General features: G+C 34.5%; 8 protein-coding genes. 1 reads left to right on the forward strand and 7 read right to left on the reverse strand.

What is annotated here, in order from left to right; genetic code table 11:
• Nucleotides 1-63: 63 nt before the first annotated feature.
• On the reverse strand, nt 64-582 hold the full coding sequence (locus IPN31_04475) for a DUF1905 domain-containing protein (GenBank protein ID MBK8681158.1): 519 nt from the start codon (nt 580-582) through the stop codon (nt 64-66).
• 28 nt (nt 583-610) lie between these two features.
• On the reverse strand, nt 611-1345 hold the full coding sequence (locus IPN31_04480; protein MBK8681159.1) for a nitroreductase family protein: 735 nt from the start codon (nt 1343-1345) through the stop codon (nt 611-613).
• Between the two features lie 91 nt (nt 1346-1436).
• On the opposite strand from IPN31_04480, the gene IPN31_04485 reads away from it, so the two are divergent.
• The gene (locus tag IPN31_04485; GenBank protein MBK8681160.1) at nt 1437-3296 is read left to right on the forward strand and encodes a von Willebrand factor type A domain-containing protein; all 1860 of its coding nucleotides are present in this window, start codon (nt 1437-1439) and stop codon (nt 3294-3296) included.
• 51 nt (nt 3297-3347) lie between these two features.
• On the opposite strand, the gene IPN31_04490 is transcribed toward IPN31_04485, so the two are convergent.
• From IPN31_04490 to IPN31_04510, 5 genes are all read right to left on the reverse strand, one after another.
• Entirely contained in the window at nt 3348-4388 is a 1041-nt protein-coding gene (locus tag IPN31_04490) for a Fic family protein (protein ID MBK8681161.1), read from the reverse strand.
• Nucleotides 4389-4575: 187 nt separating this feature from the next.
• Nucleotides 4576-6066, reverse strand: a complete 1491-nt coding sequence (locus IPN31_04495; protein MBK8681162.1) for a hypothetical protein — start codon at nt 6064-6066, stop codon at nt 4576-4578.
• Nucleotides 6067-6340: 274 nt separating this feature from the next.
• Nucleotides 6341-8203 (reverse strand): gliding motility-associated C-terminal domain-containing protein, encoded by a 1863-nt coding sequence (locus tag IPN31_04500; GenBank protein MBK8681163.1) that lies wholly within the window; start codon nt 8201-8203, stop codon nt 6341-6343.
• Nucleotides 8204-8567: 364 nt separating this feature from the next.
• The gene (locus tag IPN31_04505) at nt 8568-8873 is read right to left on the reverse strand and encodes a helix-turn-helix transcriptional regulator (protein MBK8681164.1); all 306 of its coding nucleotides are present in this window, start codon (nt 8871-8873) and stop codon (nt 8568-8570) included.
• A 214-nt stretch (nt 8874-9087) separates the two neighbouring features.
• Nucleotides 9088-11484 carry a gliding motility-associated C-terminal domain-containing protein gene (locus IPN31_04510; GenBank protein MBK8681165.1) on the reverse strand — a complete coding sequence of 799 codons (2397 nt, stop codon included), beginning with the start codon at nt 11482-11484 and terminating at the stop codon, nt 9088-9090.
• Between the last annotated feature and the right edge of the window lie 45 nt (nt 11485-11529).

Raw genomic sequence — 11529 nt, forward strand, 5'->3', positions numbered from 1 at the left:
AAAAATCCATCCCGATAAATATTGGGATGGATTTTTTTTTGCAATCTATTTTATAGAATTATATCAACGCAACAAATCCTTCTTAGATTTTTCCTCTCTAATCATTGTGCCGTAATCCATTTTATTTAACATGGCATTTACGGACATTGCAATGCGTTTATCTCGTGTGATATTTGTTTTTGCAGATTCAATCCAATTAGAAAAATATTTTTGATGTGAAGGTTGTAACGATTGAAATTGTTTCAATGCTTTTGGTTCTTCCTGCAAGCAAGTGATTAAATCTTTACTGAGTTTTTTTTCTGCCATGTCTAATTCTAATGTTACTTCAATAGATGCACCTTTCTTTTTGCCAACTGCTTTTCGCATTTCTGTATTTATTGCCATTATAAAACTGCCGTCACCCATGGGAAGTAATGCGACATATTGTATTGTATAATTATCTAAACTTCCTTTCACACGAAAACTTTTTTTATTTCCGGGTAATAATTTTTCCGCATCCAATTGTGAAATAGCAATATATGTCCAGCCGGTTTTTTCACCTTGCTTATCAAATTTTTGGAGTATTGCTGTGAAGGAGAGCATGAATTATTTTCTAAAGTACAACAATCAATTACAAATCAAAAATCACATCGCTTTCCGGTACTCGAATACGTTCGTTATACAATCCTTTTTGCGTGCCTTTACCACATCCAATAATCATATTGATTTCACAATGATGCGGCAATTTTAAATAGCGTTTCACTTTCACTGAATCAAATCCTTCCATCGGGCAAGTATCATAACCTTCTGCAGTCATACTCAGCATAAAAGTTTGCGCAGCGAGTGCAGCACTTTTATGACACACCACTCTCAAATCACTTTTACTTACCTGCCACACAACCGGACGAAAAAAAGATGCAACAAAAACAATTAATTTTTTTAAATATCCCCACAAGCCAAACCAATCCTGGAAATAATACATCGGCATCAGTTTGCCATAATAATTGCGAATGCGATGCATGCGATGTGCAAGCTCAGGTTTATCAGCATAATAGGTTTCGTTGTGATCCAATACATATTTTGCACGAGTCTTCCATTTATCTCTGCGCACAACAATTACTACTAACTCTCTTGCAGTTAATGCAGCCCGCTGATGCATAGCATATTTTGCAATGCGTTGAATCATTTCCGGTTTGCTGATGCGGTAGAATTCCCACACTTGCATATTGCTGCTATTGGGTGCAAGCACTGCTCTTTGAATACTTCTTAAAACTGCATCACGATCGAAAAATGTTTCTGCTTCAAATATGCGCATGGATCTGCGACGATGAACGATTGTATCAAATATTTCTGCGTTAGAATTCATGTTGCTAAAATAGATGTTCAAACAATAAAACAGGCAATAATAAAGTTTTACGGAACACACAATGTATTAATTCATCACATCCTGCTCACCTATGATTCAAATAACACATCCATATTTTCAAAGAATAATTTCCGCATTACACATTCTTTTTTTCTGTTGCACATTTCTTTCAAACAATACTTTATTTGCACAACCCACCACCGGAATTTTACAAGGAAAAATAACAGATGCATACACGGGTGAAGCAATCGGTGGCGTGAATGTGATACTGATGCAAAACGGAAATATTAAAACCGTGCAAAGCACAAACGCAAGTGGCAAGTATATGTATGATAATATGAACCCGACAACATTCGATGTAATGTTTTCTAAGAAGGGTGGCAGTCTGGCGAATAATGAAATTAAAAATGTGCAGATAGAAGCCGGCATGATTACGCAATTAAATATTACAATCAGTGATGGTGAAGTGATTGCAGAACCAATTCATATTTGGGCAGATCCTGTTACCAATCCGTATGCGTATGCAATCATTATTGATGTACCAAAAAACAGCGATGAACCAAAGGAAGAATTTAAAGGACAGTATTATCCGTTTATTCCTGAACAGGATTTTGTATTGGTAAATGATAAACCAAATTCTACTTTTTCTGCGGATGTAGATCAGGCATTTTATACAATTGTTCGTCGTATGATTATGCATGGCATTACACCACCTGCCGGTGCAGTGCGCATTGAAGAAATGCTGAATTATTTTGATTACGATTATCCGATGCCGACGAATGATGATGCGTTTTCTGTTTATAGTGAAACAGCAAAATGTCCCTGGAATACAAATCATTTATTAGTGCATATTGGTTTGCAAGGCAGAGAAATAATTAATGAAAGTTTACCGCCTTCTAATCTTGTTTTTTTAATTGATGTAAGTGGCAGTATGGGCAGCAGTGATAAATTGCCTTTGGTAAAACAAAGTTTTCGCACACTTGTAAAACAATTGAGACCTAAAGACAAAGTATCTATTGTTATTTATCGTGATACTGCAAGTGTGTTGTTAGAAAATATTTCGGGTGATGATGGTGTAACAATTATGAAAGCAATTGGCAAGTTGCAAGCAGATGGAACTACAGCAGGAGGAGCAGGATTAAAAATGGCTTATGATGTTGCAAAAAAATATTTTATTAAAGATGGTAACAACAGAGTGATTATGGCAACCGATGGAGATTTTAATGTGGGCTTTTCTTCGGATGCTGATTTATTAAATTTTATTGAAGGCAAAAAGAAAACAGGAATTTATTTAACTGCTCTCGGATATGGTATGGATAATTTGCAAGATGGGAAATTGGAAATTTTAGCAGACAAAGGCAACGGCAATTATGCGTATGTAAGTTCAGCGAATGATGCTGAAAAAGTATTGGTGACAGAAATGGGAGCGACATTATATTCAATAGCAAAAGATGTAAAAATTGAAGCCACATTTAATAAGCAGTTTGCAAAAGCATATCGTTTAATTGGTTATGAAAATCGCATGTTGACAGATACAGAATTTGATAAAAATAAAACTGATGCCGGGGATATTGGTGCAGGACATACTGTTACTGCTTTGTATGAAGTAATACCTGCGGATGAAATAATAAATTCGGACAATAAAGAATTGTTACAACTGCATATTAAATACAAAGAACCAAAGTCAGCAAAGCAATCAGTGAATAAAGAAATTATCTCTTCAATAAATTACAACAATCAAGCTTATACAAATGCAAGCGAAAATTTTAAATGGTCAGCAGCAGTTGCAGAATTTGGATTGATAATTCGAAATTCAAAATTTAAAAGTAATGCTGATTTATCGCAGGTAACACAATTAGCAGAAAGCGCAATCGGTAATGAAAGAAATGGTTATCGTGCAGATTTTTTAGTGATGCTGGAGCAGTATAAAAAAATGAGTGGGAGGAAATAATTGTGTTTAATCCTATCGGTTGGTGTCCCACCAACAGAAATCTTCTTTTCTTTATTTTATTGTATAACTCACATTGCGTCCGCTTCCATGTTTTTCAATCAATTCTTTATTGAACAACTCCGATAAAATACGTTTAACGGTTGGTGCAGGTATTGCCAATTTTTCAGCAATTTCCCCCGACTGAATGTATGGTCGGTTTTGAATAATCGTAAAGATTAATTTTTCTTTAGGCGATAACTGTGTTTCAATACCACTTTTTTCCAATTTCGACATCAATTGCATTTGGATATTTGCCATGCAATTCAAAAAAAACTGTACCCATACGGTTACATCTTCATTAGGGCGTTGCGCCTGACAACTTCTAAGCACCTGATAATATTCGGTTTTTCGGTTTTCAATTTCGTGTTCAAAACTCACGTATCGAATCCATTTATATCCGTTTTGAAGCAACAAAAGCGTTGTAATCAAACGACTCAAGCGACCGTTTCCATCTTGAAAAGGGTGAATGCTTAAGAATTCATAAACAAAAGTTGCTACTTTAATTAGCTGATGTATTTCTGATTCGGAATTGTACCAATTGAGTAAATTACTTATCGCATCTTCGGTAGCAAATCCTGCTTCGGTGGTTTTAAAAATAACTTGTTTTGTACCGTCGGGAAAAGAAGCTTCTACCGCATTGCTATGCACCTTGAAATTACCTTTATGCCATTCATCTTTAGCACTGTATTTCATCAAATTATTATGTAAACTTTTAATATAGCTTTCAGTTACCCTGATGCTTTTGTAAGATTCTGATATCAAATCCAATACTTCAAAGTAGCCGACAACTTCCTGCGAATCTCTGTCGCTAAGATTTGTAATATCAATTTTCTTAATCAACACATCCACCTCTTCATCACTCATTGTATTGCCTTCAATTCGGTTTGAAGCACCAACGCTTCGCACAGTAGCAATACTTTTTAACTCCTTCAGGCTTTTACCTTCTTTGCGTTCAATGGTTGTCCAATTTGCATCAAAACGGTCTATTTCACTGATTACATTGATGAGTTTCCAGTCAATATTCAGTTTAAAATTATATACTTCGTTATGCATTTTGATACGATTTGATACGTAAAAATACGATTACCATCTGTACCTGCAAACAAAAAATGATACGATTTGATACGATTAGATATGATTATGATACGAAAAAATAATAGGCTGAAAACATATCCGGTTTGATGATGAAAGTATTTTTTAGCAAATGCAGAATAAAATGAAATGGATTATTTACCAAATTTCATTCATCAATTAAAGTATAAGACTTTATTCTAATTGATTCATCATCACTAACCAATCCGTAAAACGTATTTCCATTTAACCTGATTGAGAAATAGGGTTTATCTATCACGGCTTCAGAATGCATAAGATTGAAATTGCTGTCATAAATTTTTATTGCTGTAGATTTATTTTCTATACCAAACACATAATACAAATCATGTATTTTAAAAATATTTTCTACCCAAAAACCGGTTCTGGTAGAATCACCAATATGTGTATATTTCCAATCACTAAATTCTTTCGAAGATTCTGTATTGCTATTATATAAAATGGGTTCCTCCTTAAAAAAATATTCTGTTTCAGAAAAAAATTGGGAATAATACACTTTGCCATAAGCACCAACTTTCATAGGAAAACGATCGGGGTAACCTATTGGAGGGAATCCAATTAATTCGGGTTTGCTGCCAGGCAATATTTTATAAATTGCAATAATACTATCCTTCACCCGTGTACTTGCTTTCATATATAAAATACTGTCGTTTAAAAAATCACCATTGCCTAAATGATTAAAATGATTCGGATAATCCGGGAATTGATACGGGAAAGAATAGCGATCAATAAACTGTAACTCCTTATCGTACTGCAAAAAAAAGCTATACCATTTTAATTGAACAATAGTATCATTATCTTCTTTCAATATGATATCATACGCCAGAATCTGGATGGGAATGAACACATAATTATCCGTAACAGAAGGTGACCCGGGAATTATGCGATTCAGCGAATTAATATACTCACTTGCTTCCTTATCATTCTTTGCAAAATCCAAATCATTCTCTTCCAACTCGGTTAACAATAACCATTCTTCTATATTTTCCGGATACACACCAATATCAAAAACCTTTATCATTTTTTTAAGGCTAAGTGAATACAGATATATTTTATTTCTTACCGGATTATATATTAAAAGAGTATCTGCATTTAGAAAATTAATTGAGGAATTTGCGTCCCCACCAAAATGAGAAATATCCCATTCTTCTGCTTCCATGAGTTTTGGTGATGAACCGGAATGCAGAACTTCATTCAATTTTATTCGGTCTATATTCTTTAAATCTGAAGAAAAAACTATTTCATCATTCTTCAATAAATATATAGCTGATAATCCATTGTATTTATCTGAATAATATTTGAATAAGGAATCATTCTTAATCCAATGTAAATTCTCGCTTTGCAGATTTAATTTTTCCTCAAAAAAATAAGGCACTTCACGTTTGGGTAAACCTGATACAATAAATAGTGTAGTGGTTTTATCCAATTCTGAAAATATATCCTGAGAGCCGTAATAACAGTTGATACATTCATTGCAATTTAATGCAATGATTATTTCATAATGTTGTGAATCATTATTGGAATTCTTAATTATTGAATCAGAATTAGCGAATGCATTTGTTGTAAGATTTAATACTAACAACAAGCCTAAAATAATGGGGTGATTTTTAATTAGTCGCATATTTTATCTTAATTATATAATTCATTATAAAAGTATAAAAAGAATAATTATTATTTGAAACTCTTATTGCATTTTTTCTTTTCGATTGAATGAAGATATAAAAAGAAAGTAGAAATTCCCTATCGGTTTGGTGTCCTCACCAACCGAAATCTTCTTAGGCTATCATCTAAAATTATTAAGATATTTAATGCTGCATTTTTTTTGCAAAATCTTTTAATGATTATATCATTCTTTTCGGTTGGTGAGGACACCAAACCGATAGAGCTAAATTCCCCTATCTCACCAGCGTTACATCCCCCTGCAAAATTGCATTCTCACCATTGGCATCGGAGTACACAATAATATAAGCATACATTCCCATTTCCGCTTCTTCATTATTATACTTTCCATTCCATTGATATGCACCTGCGCCTCCATCAAATACTAATTCACCCCATCGATTATAAATGGTAAAGGATAAAATTCTTGAAGGATCAACAATTATTATTTCAAACAAATCATTTATGCCATCACCATTCGGAGTGAATGCATTAGGTACATAAATTTCGTTGCATAATGTAACTGTTACATCATCTGAAATTATGCTGCATGGTAATGTACTTGTAACTGTATAATTACCTGCTTGATTTACAGTAATTGTTTGTGTTGTTTCTCCGGTATTCCAATTATAATTTGGTAAGTCTTCGGTAGCAACTAAAATAAAATTACTGATACCTGCCGGCGGACATAATTCTAAATCTTCACCGAGATTTAATGTCTCTCCAAAATTCGGATCTGTGGTAATTGTAATTGCATCATTGAAAACTTCACATTCAGTATATACAATAACAGAATAATTTCCGGGAGTAGAAACAACAATACTATTTGTGGTTTCACCTGTGTTCCAATCATAACTATCATAACCCGCAGGCGCAGTTAAAGTAAGCGACCATGTAGCTGCGCAAATTAATGTATCAGGCCCGAGGTCAAGACCAATATTAATTGGCTCAGTAACATCCACAACAAAAGAATCTATAAAATGCGAACACTCAGTATAAGCAGAAAGATAATAGGTACCGGCTTCATCAATTTCAATTTCGGAAGTAGTTTCACCTGTGTTCCAATTATAAATATCATAACCACCAAATGCTTCAATTGTATAAGGCAATTCAGTAAAACAAATATGAATATCCGTGTTGGTTGTATTCACTGTATCCACCACAAAAATAATTTCAGCAGTATCACTTAAAGTACCGCAACTACTTTCTATTTGCACCCAATAATCACCTGTTTCATATACAATAATACTGGGTGTTGTCTCGCCGGTACTCCATAAATATGTATCACCACAAGTGAGTGCATTTAATGTAAGTGGAGCGCAAACAATAGTATCATTTAAAAAGGCGGCGGCAAGCGAATCCGCAGGAGTAACAAGCACATCATCTACAAATAAATATACTAGTGGTGTTGCATCTAATGAACCACCTTCATAAGCAACTACATCTGTTTCATCATCCTCATGAAAGTTGCCGATACAAATCCATTCTTCACCACCTTCTGCTTCAAAAAATCCACAAATTCTTGTCCACTCACCGGGTGGATCAATATAATTTCCTGAGGCATTATTATCAATCTGTGGTGTTTCACTCAGCACACCGGAAATTCCTTCAGAGCCAATTTTATCCGCATCTAAATAAGCACCTATTGCATCTGTAGTTGCATGTGATACACCGAAAAAATCTGATTGTGTTGCAGGCGCACTCCAGAATTCCACATAATAACATTCACCTGCAACAAGCGGCTCTAATAATTGTACCTGTACATATTCACGATAGTCATAGCTGCCATCGTCGTAAAGGTCTGTCCAAAACCCACCATAAGCATCACCGGTATGCGCAGGTTGATCTGTTGCAAATAAATTTTCAGGCACACCTACCCATGAACCTGCACCAGCACATGCATTAAAATAATCGGATGAGCCACCACTCCCTGAATACCACAAATCCACAGTAAGATCGCTGCTATAAGCAAAACCGGAAATACTGGAAGGGCAAGTATTATAATCTTCAAAACTTGGGTTAGGAACAAGATTATATTGCGCAAATAAGATTGTATTTGCACCAAAAAAAACAAGGAGGAGAAAGTATATTATTTTCATTTGAATGGAAAGTTAATGTTTGTTCTTTTGACATTGAAATTTGACATAGAACATTGACAAAAAAAATACTCATGGAGTTAACTTTAGGTAAGCTTGTGAGAGATTTATATAAGACTAACGCCAAGTCCTTTTCAAGTGACTCGGCTGAGACAGAAAAGTATCGGATAGCAGGTAAGTGCTTTTGACATTTGACTGTTGATTATTGGCTGTTGGCGATTGGCAGTTTGCGAAAAAACTTAGACCATTGACTTTTACATTGACTAAAAAAGTTTCAAGTTTCGGGTTTCGAGTTAAAAAAAATATTGTCAGTTTAATCATTTCATTTCTGGTTACTGATTTAAAGGGTATCGGGTACTGAGTATCATTAATTATTGAGTTCAACATTAAAATTTACTTTGGCTCCTAATGCGTTAAACACCTTTAGGATGGTTTCAAATCTCGCATTCTTAACGCTGTTTTCAATTTTTGAAATTTGCGCTTTCTTCACACCCACTAACTCGCCTAATTGCTCTTGTGTCAAGTTACGTTCTTGTCTTGCTTGCTTAATTGCTTGTCCTAATAAGTCAATTCGTAATTCGTTTTCGAAGGTATCTCGTCTTTTAGTACCAAGCTTACCAATATGTTTATCAATCATTGTGTCAAGCGAAACAGTTTTAAATTTATTTGTCATAATTATTTTTTTTAATTAATCCATCTGCTTATTAATTCGCACATTAATCACATTTGCACCCCGATAGCTATCGTGGGCACATTACACTCATCGGCTAATCGGCTAATCAACTCATCAGCTAATTATTCACATCAGCTAATCATTTTAATTCGCAAATTCAACACATTCTCACATTTGCACATTAAACACATTTGCACATTTGCAAATTCGCACATCATCTCAAAAGCGTCACTGTTCCTTTCAATTGAGTTTCCCCGTACTTGTCATTAAATTTTTCGTATTGAATTACCCAGATGTATGTTCCTACTTCTTGTGGTTTACCTAAATAATTTCCATCCCATGCTTCTGTAATATCTGTTGTGCTAAATAATAATTCACCCCAGCGATTATAAATCTGCATTGCATAATTCGGAAAAATTAATTCGCTATAGGGTTTAAATACATCATTCAATCCATCTGCATTTGGTGTAAATGCATTGGGCACAATTAATCCACTGCTTGTATTAATTACAACAACAGTATCGGGTGGAGAAATACAACCAAACTCTTCGCCTGTTACATAAAATATTTCCTGCGCATTATAAATTATTCCCAAAGGATCAGGACAAATAATACAAGTAACATTTTCTTCCGGCCACCAACTGAATGTTACATCACCTGTACTTGAGCTACTCACATTTAATTGTGCAAATTCACCATCACTTACAAAAACAGTATCGGGTTGCGCATCAATTTCAGGATAGGTATTTATAATTACAGAAATAGGATCAGAGGTTCCGGTACATCCATTTGCATCGGTAACAGTTACAAAATAAATTCCTGCTGAATCAATTGTAATTGTACTTCCTGTTTCACCTGTACTCCACACATAACTTACATATCCTGCACCTGCATTTGCAGTAATTTGATAACAACCTTCATAAGGTCCGGGAGCAAGTGTGGGCGCTGGCAACACAGTTACTAATTGCGTAACCGTATCTTGCATATCGCATGCATCATGAATAATACTTGTGTACCAAGTATCTGTTGTTGGAGAAACAGTTAATGTATCCGTTGTTATTCCCGGTGGCAACCATTCATAAGTATAAACAGGCACACCATAAATTCCTGTTGCAAATAAATCAATATCTTCTCCTGCACAAATTGTAAAGTCGGGATGTGTGGATGAAACAATTGCATTTTCTTCAACTGTTCTTCCTTCAATAGTAATTACCCAACTATCCACCGGCATATAATGACAAGTGATATCGCAAGGTGGTTTTGTACATGAACAATGGAAGGTGCGCATTTCGAAAGTAAATTCGTAATCATCACATTGCGGGGGAACACAGGCAACAGTATTAAAGATATCTAAGTCAACACCATAACAAGTTCCGGCAGTATCTCCGGCAGGTGGTATGCAAGTCCAGAAACTGGAAGGCGAAGGAGAGTCATCGCAAATACCTAAAATGCGAAATGCGGCTTCTTTCATTAAGCAATCCGTTGTAAAAAAACATCCGTAATTCTGTGAGTAATAAGTGCCGTCAAAATAGGCTGCGGTTAATGTTGTTTTTCCCGGAACAAGAATATCCATTGTGTAATCGCAATATTCTGTTTCTTCAAAACAAGTATTATCAAATTGAAATCCGATATCACTTGTAGTATATGTAGCTTCTCCGGTTAATAATGGGTCAATAATTACAGGATACTTTCTTTCGGGTTGTAATAACCAATCTGTTTTTATTTGAATGCGTAAAATATATCCGCCTTCTGTTTTTTCTAAGTCATACGCAATTGCATTTACTTGTTCTTGATTATGAAATTTTGTTCTTGCCTGATCAATAATTAATGGTGTGTGAATGGTTAATAATTTTAATCCCCAATTATTTTTTAAAATCAAATCACCTTTCCAAAAATTATTTTCTAAAGGATATCCGTTTTGCAAATCCTTTTCTAAAATATAATCGGATGGCAATTGTAAAAATTCTTCAATCACTAAATAATCTGAATTTACATCTACAATGTTTTTATCTTTTAAAATAAAATTGGTTTTAATCTGTCCTTTGGCAAATACCATTTCAGCATCAATTCCATGCCATGCATTTGTAATCCATGCGCCATCACTTCCAACAGAAGTTTTCATAAATGAAAAATCTTTTCTTGCAGTTTCTACATTGTCTTTTACAAAATAGAATTGCAGATGATCATTAAACCGAAAAATAAAATTGTCTTTTAAAGTGATTGCAGAAAAACCTTCGGCGGTATTTAATATGGTTGGAAGTAATTGTTGATTTGCAATAAACTCATTTGCATTTTCTGTTGGATATAAATGCGGATCTACTGCACGGATGAAACCATTTGCATCAGAATAATTATATGCGCCGTATGCTTTTTCATTTACAAAACTGCCATCGGGTTTTATAAAGTAGCGTTCATTCAAAGTGCGCTTATCCAATAATTCATAACAGTCTTTACACGGAGTATTATAAGGCAACACACCAAATTCAGGATGTTGTTGCATTGCTTTGGAAGTGTGAGATAATAATGCGGATGAAATATTTTTTTGCGGCGAATAAAAGTTGGAGTAGTTATTTTTTTTCACCTGCATATCTTGCGCAAACAATACTTGCATATTGCTAAAAGCAAAAAATAAAAAGAAGAGTATTTTACCTATCCA

It is taken from the genome of Bacteroidota bacterium (genome assembly GCA_016715425.1).
In the GTDB taxonomy this organism is placed as follows: domain Bacteria; phylum Bacteroidota; class Bacteroidia; order Chitinophagales; family BACL12; genus JADKAC01.